Raw genomic sequence first — 14,433 nt, 5'->3', positions numbered from 1 at the left:
TCATGTTCACCACCGTACTGATTGCCAACCGCGGCGAGATTGCCTGCCGCGCCATTCGCACCCTGAAGCGCCTGGGCGTGAAAAGCGTCGCAGTTTACTCTGACGCCGATCGCAATGCGCAGCACGTTAAGCAGGCGGATATCGCTATCGCGCTGGGCGGCGACAAAGCCAGCGACAGCTATCTGCGCATCGACAAAATTCTGGCGGCGGCGCAGCAGAGCGGCGCGCAGGCGATCTGGCCGGGCTACGGTTTTCTTTCTGAAAGCCAGCCGTTTGCTGACGCCTGCGACGCGGCGGGCATCGCCTTTGTCGGCCCCACCGCGCAGCAGATTGGTGAGTTCGGTCTGAAACACCGCGCCCGTGAGCTGGCTGCCAGCGCGGGTGTCCCGATGACGCCAGGCACACCGCTGCTTGCTTCGCTGGAGGAGGCGTTACAAGCTGCCGATGACATTGGCTATCCGGTGATGCTGAAAAGCACGGCGGGCGGCGGCGGCATTGGCCTGACGCGCTGCGCCGATGCCGATGCGCTCGCCAGCGCCTGGGAGAGCGTACGCCGTCTGGGCGAACAGTTCTTCAGTGATGCCGGCGTGTTTCTGGAGCGCTGTATCGATCGCGCCCGCCACGTTGAAGTGCAGATTTTTGGTGACGGCAAGGGCAACGTGGTGGCACTGGGGGAACGCGACTGCTCCCTGCAGCGCCGCAATCAGAAGGTGGTAGAAGAGACGCCTGCACCCGGGCTGTCGCAGGCGACGCGTGACGCCCTGCTCGCCTCAGCGGTACGGCTGGGTGAGCTGGTCAACTACCGCAGCGCAGGCACTGTGGAGTATATCTACGACGTCAGCCAGCAGGCCTTTTACTTTCTGGAAGTGAACACCCGTCTGCAGGTGGAGCATCCGGTCACCGAATGCGTCACCGGACTCGATCTGGTGGAGTGCATGTTGCAGGTAGCGGCAGGCGATGCGGTGGACTGGTCACGTCTGCAGCAGCCACCCAAGGGCGCGGCCATTGAGGTGCGGCTTTACGCGGAAGATCCGCTGAAGAACTTTCAGCCCAGCCCTGGCCTGCTTACCGGCGTCACCTTCCCTGACGGCGTGCGGGTCGACAGCGGCATCGAAACCGGCAGTGAGGTCTCCAGCTTCTACGATCCGATGATCGCCAAGCTGATTGTCCATGCCGACACCCGCGATGCGGCGCTGGAAAAACTGCATCAGGAGCTGGATGCCACGCAGCTGCATGGCATCGCCACTAACCTCGACTATCTGCGCCAGATTACCACCAGCGACGCCTTTCACACTGGCAACGTCTGGACGCGCTATCTCGACAGCGTCGTCCCTGCCGCCTCCGTGGTGGAGGTACTGCAGCCCGGCACCTTCAGTTCGGTTCAGGACTATCCTGGCCGCCTCGGCTACTGGGATATCGGTGTGCCGCCATCCGGCCCGATGGATGACTTCGCGTTCCGGCTGGCTAACCGCATCGTCGGTAACCATGACACGGCTGCAGGCCTGGAGTTTACTTTGCAGGGGCCGACGCTGCGTTTCCACTGTGATGCCATTCTGGCGCTGACCGGCGCGGACTGCGACGCCCGGCTTGATGGTGAACCGGTCAGCTACTGGCAGCCGCTGACGGTGAAAGCCGGACAGACTTTGGCACTGGGACGCGCCCGGCAGGGCTGCCGCAGCTATCTGGCGGTACGCAACGGCTTCGACGTGCCGGAGTATCTGGGCAGTCGCAGCACCTTCTCACTGGGCCAGTTTGGCGGTCATGCCGGACGCACCCTGCGGGTGGCCGATATGCTGGCGATCTCACAGCCTGAACGGGCAGCCTGCACCACGCCTGCCCCCGTCAGCGACCCGCAGCCGCTCGATGCCGCGCTGATTCCGCACTACGGCACCGAATGGCGCATCGGCGTGCTCTACGGCCCGCACGGCGCACCGGACTTCTTCACCCAGGCCGCCATCGACGAGTTCTTTGCCAGCGACTGGCAGGTACACTACAACTCCAATCGCCTCGGCGTGCGGCTGGTTGGCCCGAAACCGACCTGGACCCGCGCCAACGGCGGCGAAGCGGGCCTGCACCCCTCCAACGTTCACGACTGTGAATATGCCATTGGCGCGGTCAATTTCACCGGCGACTTCCCGGTGATCCTGACACATGACGGCCCGAGCCTGGGCGGTTTTGTCTGTCCGGTGACCATCGCCAAAGCCGAACTGTGGAAAGTGGGCCAGGTCAAACCTGGCGACACCATCCGCTTCCACCCGATTACGGCCGACGATGCGCTGGCGCGGGAAAAAGCGCAGATGCACCTGATTGAAACCCTGCGGCCGGAACATCCACCGACCTTTGCCGTGCCGTCACTGGCCGAAACCGCCCACGGCTCCGCCACCATTCTGGCCGCCATTGAGGCTACCGGTAGCACGCCGAAAGTGGTCTATCGCCAGGCGGGCGACAAATATGTGCTGATTGAGTATGGCGACAACGTGCTGGATCTGGCGCTGCGCCTGCGCGTCCACCTGCTGATGAATGCCCTGACGGCGCAGGCGGAGCCAGGCGTGGAGGAGCTGTCGCCGGGTGTGCGATCGCTGCAGGTGCGCTACGACAGCCGTATCATTCACCAGTCCGCCCTGATGTCGCTGCTGCTGGCGCTGGAAGCGACGCTGGGCGATGTCAGCACGCTGAAAGTCCCGTCGCGCGTGGTGTGGATGCCGATGGCATTTGAAGACAGCGCCACGCTGGGTGCGGTCAGCCGCTATCAGGAGACGGTGCGTGCCAGCGCGCCATGGCTGCCGAACAATGTGGACTTCATCCAGCGTATTAACGGCTTAAGCAGCCGCGAGCAGGTGCGCGACACCCTGTTCGACGCCAGCTATCTGGTGCTGGGCCTGGGCGATGTCTACCTGGGCGCGCCCTGTGCCGTGCCGATCGATCCACGCCATCGCCTGCTGAGTTCTAAATACAGTCCGGCACGCACCTTTACCGCCGAAGGCACCGTCGGGATTGGCGGCATGTACATGTGCATCTACGGCATGGATTCGCCCGGCGGTTATCAACTGGTAGGCCGCACGCTGCCCATCTGGAACACCTTCCTGAAGAATCCGCAGTTCGCGGCCGATGCGCCGTGGCTGCTGCGCTTCTTCGATCAGGTGCGCTTCTATCCGGTGAGTGAAACCGAGCTGAACCAGCTACGCGAAGATTTCCGGGAAGGTCGTGCCAGCCTGCGGATTGAAGAAACGCAGTTTGATTTTGCTGCCCACCAGCAGTTCCTCGCCGATCACGCCACTGAAATTGCCGCGTTCCGCCAGCGCCAGGCCACCGCCTTTGAACAGGAAGTGCAGCTCTGGGCGCAGGAAGAACAGAACCCACCAGCGGCGGATGAGGCGCAGGCCAGCGTCAGCACAGAGGAGGAAGCCGGGCTGGCGGTGCAGGCGGACCTCAATGGCAACATCTGGAAAGTGCTGGTACAGCCGGGCGACGCGGTCAGCGCCGGACAGACGCTGATTATCGTCGAGGCGATGAAGATGGAGCTGGCGATTGTCGCGCCGCAGGCCGGTCGGGTCACGCGGATTGCCTGCCAGTCGGGCCGTCCGGTGAGTCCAGGCGACAACCTGCTGTGGCTGGAATAAGGAGCGGCAATGACAACCCAACCTCAATCCCCTAAAGCGCGTCCGGAAGCGCTGGCCGAACGGGTCTATCAGGCACTGAAGGCCGATATTTTCGCCTTTCGCCTGATGCCGGGCGATCGTTTCAGCGAAAGCGAAATCGCCGGACGGATGGCGGTCAGCCGCACGCCAGTGCGCCAGGCGTTGTTCCGGCTGGAGCGCGAAGGCTTTGTCGAAGTCTGGTTCCGCAGCGGCTGGCAGATCAAAAACTTCGATTTTGCCTGGTTCGAATCGCTGTATGACCTGCGCACCGTGCTGGAGTGCGAGGCGGTAAAACGCCTCTGCGCCCTGCCCGCGCCGCAGTGTGCCGCGCTGTTAAGCGAACTTAACCAGTTCTGGTGTGAGGCAGAGGCGCTCACCGAGGGCCTGGTAGTGTCGCAGCATGACGAGGCGTTTCACATGACGCTGGTGGCGGCAGCGGGCAATCCGGAGATGGCGCGCATTCACGCCGAACTCACGGAGAAGATCCGCATTATTCGCCGGCTCGACTTTACCCGCGATGACCGCGTCTGCGCCACCTATCAGGAACATGCACAGATTTTACAGGCCATTTTTCAGCAGCAGACAGGCGAGGCGCAACGCATCCTGACCGATCATATCGCCGTCAGTAAGGCGGAGGTCAGGAAGATCACCCTGCACCGCCTGCAGCAGGCCCGGCTCCAGCTCACCGAATAACATAACAACCACTCAGGGGTTTAAATGATGAAAAGACGTTCGTTGATCAAGGCTTTCGCGCTCTCCGCTACCGTTGTCAGTCTGGGTTTCGCCTGGAGTGCGCAGGCGGCTGACACCATCAAAGTGGGGATCATGCATTCGCTCTCCGGCACCATGGCGATTTCAGAAACGCCGCTGAAAGATGTGGCGCTGATGACCATTGATGAGATCAACGCCAGAGGCGGCGTGCTGGGGAAAAAGCTGGAGCCGGTGGTGGTCGATCCCGCCTCTAACTGGCCGCTGTTTGCCGAGAAAGCGCGGCAGCTGCTGACGCAGGATAAAGCGGCGGTGGTATTTGGCTGCTGGACCTCGGTATCACGCAAATCGGTGCTGCCGGTGTTTGAAGAACTGAACGGCCTGCTGTTCTATCCGGTGCAGTATGAAGGGGAAGAGATGTCACCCAACGTGTTCTACACCGGCGCGGCACCTAACCAGCAGGCGATTCCGGCGGTGGAGTACCTGATGAGCGAAGATGGCGGCAGCGCGAAACGCTTCTTCCTGCTGGGCACCGACTATGTCTATCCGCGCACCACCAATAAGATCCTGCGCGCCTTCCTGCACAGCAAAGGCGTGGCGGACAAAGATATCGAAGAGGTTTATACGCCGTTTGGTTACAGCGACTATCAGACCATTGTCTCCAACATCAAAAAATTCGCGGCAGGCGGTAAAACGGCGGTGGTCTCGACCATCAACGGCGACTCCAACGTGCCGTTCTACAAAGAGCTGGCTAACCAGGGCATCAAAGCCACTGACATTCCGGTGGTCGCCTTCTCGGTGGGCGAAGAGGAGCTGCGCGGTATCGACACCAAACCGCTGGTAGGTCAGTTAGCGGCCTGGAACTATTTCGAGTCAATCGATAATCCGACCAACGCGAAATTCGTCGCCGATTACCGCGCTTACGCCAAAGCACACAACCTGCCAAACGCGGCTACCGTCGTGACCAACGACCCGATGGAAGCGACCTATGTTGGCATTCATATGTGGGCGCAGGCGGTGGAAAAAGCGGGCACGACGGACGTGGATAAAGTGCGGGCGGCAATGGCCGGTCAGACCTTCAAAGCGCCGGATGGCTTTACCCTGACTATGGATCAGACCAACCATCATCTGCATAAGCCGGTCATGATTGGCGAAGTGGAAGAGAACGGCCAGTTCAGCGTGGTGTGGCAGACCGATAAGCCAGTGCGCGCGCAGCCGTGGAGCCCATACATTGCCGGTAACGACAAGAAGCCCGATCACCCGGTGAAGACCGCGCAGTAAGCGCGCGTTGCTGATGAGAAAGCGTCACCCGCAGTGACGCGGCAGCACGGCAGCCACTTTTCAGGCTGCCGTACTGACCTTGCCAAACGAGGCTCCTTTTATGAATTTATGTCGCTGCTTTTTCAGCCTGCTGCTGCTGGTCCCGCTGTTTGCCAGTGCCGGACCGGCGGCTGACTTTGCCGCCGCCAGCCGCAGCCAGCAGGCCACGCTGCTGCAACAGTGGGCCGCTACGCCGGACAGCCATCGTCTGCCGCTGCTGGAAGCGCTGAAAGCCGAAACCGTGGTCATCGACCAGAACAAACAGCCATTCAGCCAGCAGGGTTCGACGCTGCAGCCGCTGGACGCTGTATCGCAGCCCACCGGCAACCTTAAAAAGCTGTTTATGAACAATCGCCTGCGCGTGCTGGTGAACAACGCGCTGGCTGCCCATCAGCTGGTGAGCAGCGATGCCACACTGCGTTTGCGCGCAGCGCAGCAGCTGCAGAATGACGGTTCTGCAGACCAGCTGCCGCTGCTGGAACAGCGTCTGGCCGCCGAAAAAGATAGCCGCGTTCACGCCGCATTAGCGCTGGCACTGGCGAACCTGCAACTGGCGAATGGGGAACCGATGGTGCGCCTGCGGGCGGTGAAACTGCTGGGTGAGTCCAGCGATCCCAATACCCAGGCCAGCCTGCAACGCCTGACCCAGCCCGCGAATGAGCCGGACGCCACCGTGCGGGCAGCCGCAGCGGAGAGCCTGCAACAGATTCAGAAGCGGCTGATGTGGGGCGATCTGCTGGGCCAGGCCTTCAGCGGCCTGTCGCTGGGTTCTATCCTGCTGCTGGCCGCGCTGGGCCTGGCGATTACCTATGGCCTGCTCGGCGTGATCAACATGGCGCACGGTGAAATGCTGATGCTTGGTGCGTACGCCACCTGGTGGGTTCAGAGCCTGTTTCAGCAGTTTGCCCCGCACTACTTAGCCTGGTATCCGCTGCTGGCGCTGCCGGTTGCCTTTATGGTCACTGCCGCTATTGGCATGGCGCTGGAGCGCACGGTGATCCGCCATCTCTATGGCCGTCCGCTGGAGACGCTGCTCGCGACCTGGGGCATCAGCCTGATGCTGATCCAGCTGGTGCGGGTGCTGTTCGGGGCGCAGAACCTGGAGGTGGCGAACCCATCGTGGCTCTCCGGCGGCTTACAGCTACTGCCTAATCTGGTGCTGCCGTGGAATCGCATCGCGGTAATCCTGTTTGTGGTGTTTGTGCTGGCGCTCACCTGGCTGCTGCTGAACCGGACCCGCCTTGGCATGAATGTGCGCGCCGTGACACAGAACCGCGCCATGGCGGAGTGCTGTGGCGTGCCGACCGGTCGCGTGGATATGCTGGCGTTTGGCCTCGGCTCGGGCATTGCCGGACTGGGCGGCGTGGCACTGTCGCAGCTCGGTAACGTCGGCCCCGAGCTGGGTCAGGGCTACATCATCGACTCGTTCCTGGTGGTGGTGCTGGGCGGCGTCGGCCAGCTGGCGGGCACCGTGGTTGCCGCGTTCAGCCTGGGTATTCTGAACAAAGTGCTGGAGCCGCAGATTGGCGCGGTGCTGGGTAAGATCCTGATTCTGGTGATTATCGTGCTGTTTATTCAGAAACGTCCGCAGGGGCTGTTTGCGGTTAAAGGAAGGGTGACTGACTGATGACGCAACCCATCACGCTCCGCGTGGCGCGCACGGCGCCGCGCCTGACGATCAGCATCGGTCTGGCGATCACCCTGGCGTTACTGGTGATGCCGTTTCTGGCGCTGCTGCCCGCCACGCATCCGCTGGCGATCTCCACTTATACCCTGACGCTGGTCGGCAAAATCCTCTGCTACGCGGTGGTCGCGGTGGCGCTGGATCTGGTGTGGGGCTACGCCGGATTGCTGTCGCTGGGTCACGGCCTGTTCTTTGCTCTGGGCGGATATGCCATGGGCATGTACCTGATGCGTCAGGCCGCCGGTGAGGGCTTGCCCGCCTTTATGTCCTTTCTCTCCTGGCGTGAGCTGCCCTGGTTCTGGACCGGCACCGAATACTTTGCCTGGGCGCTCTGTCTGAGCATGCTGGTGCCGGGCCTGCTGGCGCTGGTGTTTGGTTTCTTCGCTTTTCGCTCGAAGATCAAAGGCGTCTACTTCTCCATCATGACCCAGGCGCTGACCTACGCCGGAATGCTGCTGTTCTTCCGCAACGAAACCGGTTTTGGCGGCAACAACGGCTTTACCGGCTTTACCACCCTGCTCGGCTTTTCGGTAACGGCGACCGGCACCCGTATCGGGCTGTTTATCGCCACCGTGCTGCTGCTGCTGCTGAGTCTGGTGATCGGCTTCGCCCTGGCGCGCAGCAAGTTTGGCCGGGTGCTGACGGCAGTGCGGGACGCCGAAAACCGCCTGATGTTCTGTGGTTACGATCCACGCGGCTTCAAGCTGTTTGTCTGGACGCTCTCCGCCGTGCTGTGCGGCCTGGCCGGGGCGCTCTATGTGCCGCAGGTCGGCATTATCAATCCGGGGGAGATGTCACCGGCTAACTCGATAGAAGCGGCGATCTGGGTGGCGCTGGGCGGACGCGGCACGCTGATTGGCCCGCTGCTGGGCGCGGCGATTGTAAACGGCGCGCGCAGCTTCTTCACCGTCGCCTTCCCCGAATACTGGCTCTTCTTCCTGGGACTGATGTTTATCCTGGTGACACTGTTTCTGCCGCACGGCGTGATTGGCCTGCTGCGCCGGAGGAAAAAATGAGTGATGCCCTGTTTACCCAACCCCAGCTGGCGGATCGCCACCGGGCGCAGCGCGATCCGGTGCTGCAACTGGAGAAGATCAGCGTGTCGTTTGACGGCTTCCGGGCGCTGAACGATCTTTCGCTGCAGATTGGCATCGGTGAGCTGCGCTGCGTGATCGGCCCCAACGGCGCGGGTAAAACCACGCTGATGGATGTGATCACCGGCAAAACCCGGCCAGACGCGGGTCGGGTGATCTACGATCAGGACAGCGATCTGACCCGTCTTTCACCGGTAGAGATCGCCCGTGCCGGCATTGGCCGTAAGTTCCAGAAGCCCACGGTGTTTGAGGCGTTAACCGTGTTCGAGAATCTGGAGATCGCGCTCAAAGCCGATAAATCGGTCTGGGCCAGCCTGCGCGCTCGCCTCAGCAGCGAACAGCGCGATCGCATTGATGAGGTACTGAAACTGCTGCGGCTGGGCGGCGAACGCCAGCATCGCGCGGGTCTGCTGTCACACGGCCAGAAGCAATTTCTGGAGATCGGCATGCTGCTGGTGCAGGAGCCGCATCTGCTGCTGCTGGATGAGCCGGCGGCGGGCATGACCGACGCGGAGACGGACTACACCGCCGAGCTGTTCCGCAGCCTGGCGGGCAAGCATTCACTGATGGTGGTGGAGCATGACATGGGCTTTGTCGAGACCATCGCCGATCATGTCACCGTGCTGCATCAGGGACAGGTGCTGGCCGAGGGTTCGCTGCGCGAGGTTCAGGCTAATGAGCAGGTTATCGACGTTTATCTGGGGCGCTGAAATGTTACAGGTTACTGAACTGAATCAATATTATGGCGGCAGTCACATTCTGCGCGGCCTGTCATTTGAGGTAAAGATTGGCGAAATCACCTGTCTGCTGGGGCGCAATGGCGTGGGGAAAACCACGCTGCTGAAGTGCCTGATGGGGCTGATTCCGGCGAAGTCAGGCGAGATTCAGTGGCAGCAGCAGCGAATGAATGGTCGCAAGCCGCACCAGCGGGTGCAGGCGGGTATCGCCTATGTGCCACAGGGGCGGGAAATCTTTCCGCGTCTGACGGTGGAAGAGAACCTGCTGATGGGGCTGTCGCGCTTTCCGGCAGCAGCGGCGCGTGAAGTGCCGGAGGAGATCTACCAGCTTTTTCCGGTGCTGCTGGCGATGAAGTCACGCCGCGGCGGCGATCTCTCGGGCGGTCAGCAGCAGCAACTGGCGATCGGCCGGGCGCTGGCCTGTCGGCCACAGCTGCTGATCCTCGATGAGCCGACCGAAGGGATCCAGCCTTCGGTGATCAAAGAGATCGGCGCGGTGATCCGCCAGCTGGCGCAGCGCGGTGATATGGCGATCCTGCTGGTGGAGCAGTTCTATGACTTCGCGGCGGAGCTGGCGGACAGCTATCTGGTGATGTCGCGCGGGGAGATCGTACAGCGGGGCCGCGGTGACACCATGGAAGCTGAGGGTGTGCGCGGCCTGGTGGCGATTTAAATCCGGCTCACAGTAAACCGGTCTCCACTGAGAAGTGCCGCTGTTCACCGCTGGTCAGAGTAATCAGCGTGCCAGCCTGCTGCGCGGCAAGAAAGCCCTCTGGCCGACAGGTGGCAGGCAGAATGTAGGCCGCCACCTGCTGATCGTGGTTGTGCAGCAGCCAGCGGGTCGCGTGCGGGAACTGCGCGGTAGAGAAGCGCGTCATCAGCGCAAAGCCCTGCGGCGAGTACAGCTCAAACTGCACCTCATCGCCATACTGCGGCAGATCGTCCGCGAAGAAGACGATCTCCGGATCGCAGAGCTGCGGCTGATCGAGCTGCTGTAACGCTTGTGGCTCGCGCGATAATCGATCCGTGTACTCGCGCCAGGCGGGTGTCGGTTTAAGGTGCGCGGGGATCGAGCGACGCAGCTGGAATGCCTCTTCGGGGATCGACTGCCGGAAGCGTCCCTGATCGACCCACGCGCTATTGAGGTGACACATATACTGCAACGGCATCGGTGCACCGGCGAGATTGGTCACCGTCATCTCTATCGTCATACGCGGCCGATCGGCCTGAATGCGGACGGCAGGGGCCGCAAGGTAGTGATGGCCGAAGCCTTTAACATATTCACACTCTCCTTCCAGCGACAGCGTCTGATCGTCCAGCACCAGCCAGGCGCTGTCCATGCGGGCGCAGGCCATTTCACCGTGCAGCGGATGATCGTCCTCTGGCGCAGGACAGCCGTTAGCCAGCAGCCCCGAATGAAACGCAAAACAGCCATAGGTGTCGATGATCGAACTGGCGGGCAGCGGCTGTTTAAAGCTGTGGCCCATGGTCAGGTTATGATCGTCAAACTGCACGTCCCAGATCATCTGCCCGAGAAACGGCAGCACGGTCACGCTGCCGCGCCGGTTATGAATGCGCACCGCCTCAATGCCCGCCGGGTAGCGAAACAGCTCAACCCGGAAGTCATCGCTCTCCAGCAACACCCACGGCGTGGCGTGAAACTGCTCACGCGCTAAAGGCAAACGGGTTTTCATGATAACTCCTCCACCAGACGACCGGCCGCGACCGGCTGTTTTTTATGGCGCAGTTCGCCATAGAAGTAGAATCCGACCCAGGCGAAGCAGAGCAGTGAGACGCCAAACGCCAGCTGCATTGACCCCAGCGTGTCAGACACCAGGCCCTGCAGCGCCGGAACAAAAGCCGCGCCGACAATCGCCATCACGATAAACGCGCCTGCCACTTCGGTATATTTATTATCGACCGTCGCCAGCGTACCGGCATAGATCGTTGCCCAGCAGGGGCCAAACAGCACGCTGACAAACACGGCGGCGTAGACGGCGGTAAAGTTCGGCACCAGCATCACCCAGGCCAGCGTCAGCACGCCCAGCACCGAATAGGCGATCAGCACTTTCTCTGCACGGAAGCGGGTCATCAGGAAGTTCGCCACGAACTTGCCGATAAAGAAGCAGACGAAGCTGTAGATCATAAAGTTCGAAGCGTGACGTTCATTGGCCGCCCCCAGCGTCAGCGCCAGACGAATGGTAAATGACCAGACCGCCACCTGCATGCCGACATAGAGGAACTGGGTCACAATGCCCCGTTTGAAGTGACGATTAGCCGCCAGATAGCGGAAGGTTTCGCCCAGCGACGGCCGGGATTTCTCATTACTCTCTGGTTTACAGCGCGGATAGCGGGTGAACATAAACAGCAGCATCACGACCACCAGCACCATGACCAGATATTTGTAGGGCTCCAGCGTATGTTCCAGCATCGTCAGGCGGAAGGCATGCGCCTGCTCTGCCGTCATCGTCGCCATCTGACTTTCCAGGCTGTCGCCATCCTGGAACACCAGATATTTACCCAGCACGATCCCCATCAGCGCACCAATCGGGTAGAAGGTCTGGCTGACATTAAGGCGCAGCGTGGCGTGGTCCCGATGACCAATCATCGAGCTGTAGGTGTTAGCCGCAGTTTCCAGAAAACTCAGGCCAATGGCGATGGCAAAGATCGCTGCCAGGAACATGGTGTAGGTCGCCATGTGCGAAGCGGGATAGAAGGCAATACAGCCAGCAATGTAGAGCGCCAGGCCAATCATGATCGCCATCTTGTAACTGGTTTTGCGGATCACCAGCGAGGCGGGGATCGCAATCAGAAAATAGCCGCCATAAAAGGCGCTCTGCACCAGCGCACTGGCAAAGTCGCTCAGGGCAAAGACGCTTTTAAACTGGGTGATCAGGATATCGTTGAGACTCGCCGCACAACCCCAGAGCGGAAAGAGGCATGACAGCAGAATGAACTGGAACAGCGGCGTTTTATTCAGATAGCCATCAGATTGCTGAACAATTTTCTGTTGCATAGCAGCACCTCAGTTACGGTTGAGAAAACGCTGGAAAGCCTCGGCGTCGGGATAAGCACACTGCGTGCCGCGCCCGGTGACGCTGCAGGCGGCATAAGCCGAGGCCTGAGTCATGGCGGTGACCACATCGCCGGTTTCCACCAGCAGATACGCAAAGCAGCCGATAAAGGCATCGCCCGCGCCGCTGGTATCGACCGCCTGAACCGGCGTTGCGGCCACACGATGCACCTCGTCGCCGCTCATCCAGACCGAGCCGCGACTCCCCAGCGTGATGATCAGATTTTTAAGGCCGCGATTCAGCAGCGACTGACCGGCGAGGATCACCTCTTCATCAGTGCTGACCGGCAGGCCGGTGAGGATCTCCAGCTCGGTTTCGTTCGGCATGAAGAAGTCGCATTTGCAGGCGTAGTGGATATCCAGCGTGGCGACGGCTGGCGCCGGATTGAGGATCACCCGGATCTGATGCTGGCGGGCAAAATCGATGGCGTAATAGACCGTCTCCAGCGGAATCTCCAGCTGCAGGATGATCAGCTCACAGGCTTTCAGTGTCTCAGCCGCGTCGTCGATATCGGCTGGTTTAAGCTGCTGGTTGGCACCTTTGATAATCAGAATGCGGTTCTGCGATTGATCATCGACAAAAATCGGTGCCACGCCGCTGGAGGTGCCCGGTGCGGTGGTGACAAAACGCGTGTCCACGCCCTCCTGCTGTAAATTGGCTACGGTGCTGGGAGCAAAGAGGTCGTCGCCGACCTTGCTGACCATCATCACCCTGCCACCCATTTTCGCGGCCGCGACCGCCTGGTTAGCGCCTTTACCGCCGCAGCCAATGGCAAAGTCGGGCGCTTCAAGGGTTTCGCCCGCTTTCGGCAGGCTGTTGGTGTAGGTAATCAGATCGACCATGTTTGAGCCGATGACCGCAATTGTCATGACGAACCTCCCCGATGTTTTTCACATTTAAAATGTTATTAAAGTAACAATAACCTTTCTAAGAGGTTAAATATGTGACAAAAACCACATCCTGAAGCGGTGGAAATTGCCGGGAGACGGCATAAGAAGGGATTCAGAGTGTTACTATTATAACAAGATCACATCATGGAGCGTGGCGACTGAGAGGCGTGATCGTCTGCAGGGAAGGTCCGTTATCACCGTACGGCGGAGGTTTGCGGCCCTTAAAGATTGCGGGTAAGATTGACTGCCAGCCTGGCGGATGAGACGCAACTCATTCAAATCTGTGAGGTTTGTAGCGTATCGACGTCGATTATGACGTCCCTTCTCCGCACTGCAGGATAGGTAACAGAGAGATGACCATGGAAACCCGGCGCGACGAACGCATTCACAAGCTGACGCAGGCGCTTAAACGCACCGACAAACTGCATCTGAAAGATGCGGCCCAGCTGTTAGGTGTCTCAGAGATGACGGTTCGCCGTGATTTAACCGAGCCGGGTTCCAGCGTGGTCCTGCTGGGCGGTTACATTGTCAGCGATCCGAAAAGTCATGCCGGCCACTATTTTGTCAGCGATCAGCATGGGCAGAATGCCGCCAGAAAGCAGCGGCTGGCGCAGGCGGCCGCCAGCCTGATCAACGAGAACGATACGGTCTTTTTTGACTGCGGCACCACCCTGCCCTATATCGTCGATGCCATTCCCGACACCCTGTCATTTACCGCCATCTGCTGCGCCATGAACACCTTTCTGACCCTGAAAGAGAAACCGGCCTGCAATGTGATTCTCAGCGGCGGTGAATTTCATGCCGACAATGCGCTGTTTACGCCAATTGGCGTGCATACCATCCTTGACGATCTCTGTCCGACGCTGGCCTTTATCTCTGCCGCGGGCATCGACAAAGATCAGGGTGCGACCTGCTACAACACCAATGAACTGATGATGAAGCATCACGCCATGCTGCGCGCCCGTAAGTCGGTGCTGGTGGCGGACAGCAGTAAATATGGCAAAGTGCTGCCTGCACGCATCGCCGAGCTGCAGCGCTTTGATCTGCTGGTGAGTGATAGCGCGCCCGATCAGGCGTTACAAAACTGGCTGGTACAGCAGGCGATACCGCTGCGCCTGCCCTGAAGCCTGCCCCGGCACTATCGTCAGCGATTGAGCGCGGAAATCAGTCAGTTATCCCGCATGCTGCCCGGCATCACGTCCTACAGGGCATTATTCGCCGCCCCCCGGCTGGGATTAGACGGTGAAAAAGGCTAAACTTCGACATCATTCCAACGACCAACAGACCC

General features: G+C 60.5%; 11 protein-coding genes. 8 read left to right on the top strand and 3 right to left on the bottom strand.

Annotation, left to right across the window (positions count from 1 at the left end):
• The first annotated feature begins 2 nt into the window (after positions 1-2).
• From uca to urtE, 7 genes are all read left to right on the top strand, one after another.
• The gene (gene uca, locus BY447_RS13590; RefSeq protein WP_110331332.1) at positions 3-3,620 is read left to right on the top strand and encodes an urea carboxylase; all 3,618 of its coding nucleotides are present in this window, start codon (positions 3-5) and stop codon (positions 3,618-3,620) included.
• A 9-nt stretch (positions 3,621-3,629) separates the two neighbouring features.
• Positions 3,630-4,331, top strand: coding sequence for a GntR family transcriptional regulator (locus BY447_RS13585; protein ID WP_033781801.1), 702 nt, complete (start codon positions 3,630-3,632; stop codon positions 4,329-4,331).
• 27 nt (positions 4,332-4,358) lie between these two features.
• On the top strand, positions 4,359-5,627 hold the full coding sequence (gene urtA / locus BY447_RS13580; protein WP_033784492.1) for an urea ABC transporter substrate-binding protein: 1,269 nt from the start codon (positions 4,359-4,361) through the stop codon (positions 5,625-5,627).
• A gap of 100 nt (positions 5,628-5,727) precedes the next feature.
• On the top strand, positions 5,728-7,293 hold the full coding sequence (gene urtB / locus BY447_RS13575) for an urea ABC transporter permease subunit UrtB (protein WP_110331331.1): 1,566 nt from the start codon (positions 5,728-5,730) through the stop codon (positions 7,291-7,293).
• The gene (urtC, locus tag BY447_RS13570) at positions 7,293-8,366 is read left to right on the top strand and encodes an urea ABC transporter permease subunit UrtC (RefSeq protein WP_033781797.1); all 1,074 of its coding nucleotides are present in this window, start codon (positions 7,293-7,295) and stop codon (positions 8,364-8,366) included. Before urtB ends, urtC begins: the two co-directional genes overlap by 1 nt.
• Positions 8,363-9,154, top strand: a complete 792-nt coding sequence (gene urtD, locus BY447_RS13565; protein WP_095706230.1) for an urea ABC transporter ATP-binding protein UrtD — start codon at positions 8,363-8,365, stop codon at positions 9,152-9,154. Before urtC ends, urtD begins: the two co-directional genes overlap by 4 nt.
• A gap of 1 nt (position 9,155) precedes the next feature.
• Positions 9,156-9,854 (top strand): urea ABC transporter ATP-binding subunit UrtE, encoded by a 699-nt coding sequence (urtE, locus tag BY447_RS13560; protein ID WP_033731451.1) that lies wholly within the window; start codon positions 9,156-9,158, stop codon positions 9,852-9,854.
• A gap of 7 nt (positions 9,855-9,861) precedes the next feature.
• Here urtE and BY447_RS13555 read toward each other — a convergent pair whose 3' ends face one another.
• The 3 genes from BY447_RS13555 to rbsK are packed head-to-tail and all read right to left on the bottom strand — an operon-like array spanning position 9,862 to position 13,124.
• On the bottom strand, positions 9,862-10,875 hold the full coding sequence (locus BY447_RS13555; protein WP_110331330.1) for an aldose 1-epimerase family protein: 1,014 nt from the start codon (positions 10,873-10,875) through the stop codon (positions 9,862-9,864).
• Positions 10,872-12,197, bottom strand: a complete 1,326-nt coding sequence (gene fucP / locus BY447_RS13550) for an L-fucose:H+ symporter permease (RefSeq protein WP_013356694.1) — start codon at positions 12,195-12,197, stop codon at positions 10,872-10,874. Before fucP ends, BY447_RS13555 begins: the two co-directional genes overlap by 4 nt.
• Positions 12,198-12,206: 9 nt before the next feature.
• Positions 12,207-13,124, bottom strand: a complete 918-nt coding sequence (rbsK, locus tag BY447_RS13545) for a ribokinase (protein ID WP_110331329.1) — start codon at positions 13,122-13,124, stop codon at positions 12,207-12,209.
• Between the two features lie 380 nt (positions 13,125-13,504).
• On the opposite strand from rbsK, the gene deoR reads away from it, so the two are divergent.
• A complete protein-coding gene (gene deoR, locus BY447_RS13540) occupies positions 13,505-14,269 on the top strand; it encodes a DNA-binding transcriptional repressor DeoR (RefSeq protein ID WP_033784491.1) in 765 nt (254 codons plus the stop codon).
• The last annotated feature ends 164 nt before the right edge of the window (positions 14,270-14,433 follow it).

The sequence above is a fragment of the Pantoea sp. JKS000250 genome, from assembly GCF_003201065.1.
GTDB lineage: Bacteria > Pseudomonadota > Gammaproteobacteria > Enterobacterales > Enterobacteriaceae > Pantoea > Pantoea vagans.
This window is presented reverse-complemented; position numbering and strand designations above follow the sequence as displayed.

Bases quoted from the DNA above. Each gene is read 5' to 3' on its own strand.
- BY447_RS13585 (WP_033781801.1), top strand. From the start codon at position 3,630: ATGACAACCCAACCTCAATCCCCTAAAGCGCGTCCGGAAGCGCTGGCC.
- urtE (WP_033731451.1), top strand. From the start codon at position 9,156: ATGTTACAGGTTACTGAACTGAATCAATATTATGGCGGCAGTCACATT.
- urtD (WP_095706230.1), top strand. From the start codon at position 8,363: ATGAGTGATGCCCTGTTTACCCAACCCCAGCTGGCGGATCGCCACCGG.
- deoR (WP_033784491.1), top strand. From the start codon at position 13,505: ATGGAAACCCGGCGCGACGAACGCATTCACAAGCTGACGCAGGCGCTT.
- uca (WP_110331332.1), top strand. From the start codon at position 3: ATGTTCACCACCGTACTGATTGCCAACCGCGGCGAGATTGCCTGCCGC.
- urtB (WP_110331331.1), top strand. From the start codon at position 5,728: ATGAATTTATGTCGCTGCTTTTTCAGCCTGCTGCTGCTGGTCCCGCTG.
- BY447_RS13555 (WP_110331330.1), bottom strand. From the start codon at position 10,875: ATGAAAACCCGTTTGCCTTTAGCGCGTGAGCAGTTTCACGCCACGCCG.
- urtC (WP_033781797.1), top strand. From the start codon at position 7,293: ATGACGCAACCCATCACGCTCCGCGTGGCGCGCACGGCGCCGCGCCTG.
- urtA (WP_033784492.1), top strand. From the start codon at position 4,359: ATGAAAAGACGTTCGTTGATCAAGGCTTTCGCGCTCTCCGCTACCGTT.
- fucP (WP_013356694.1), bottom strand. From the start codon at position 12,197: ATGCAACAGAAAATTGTTCAGCAATCTGATGGCTATCTGAATAAAACG.
- rbsK (WP_110331329.1), bottom strand. From the start codon at position 13,124: ATGACAATTGCGGTCATCGGCTCAAACATGGTCGATCTGATTACCTAC.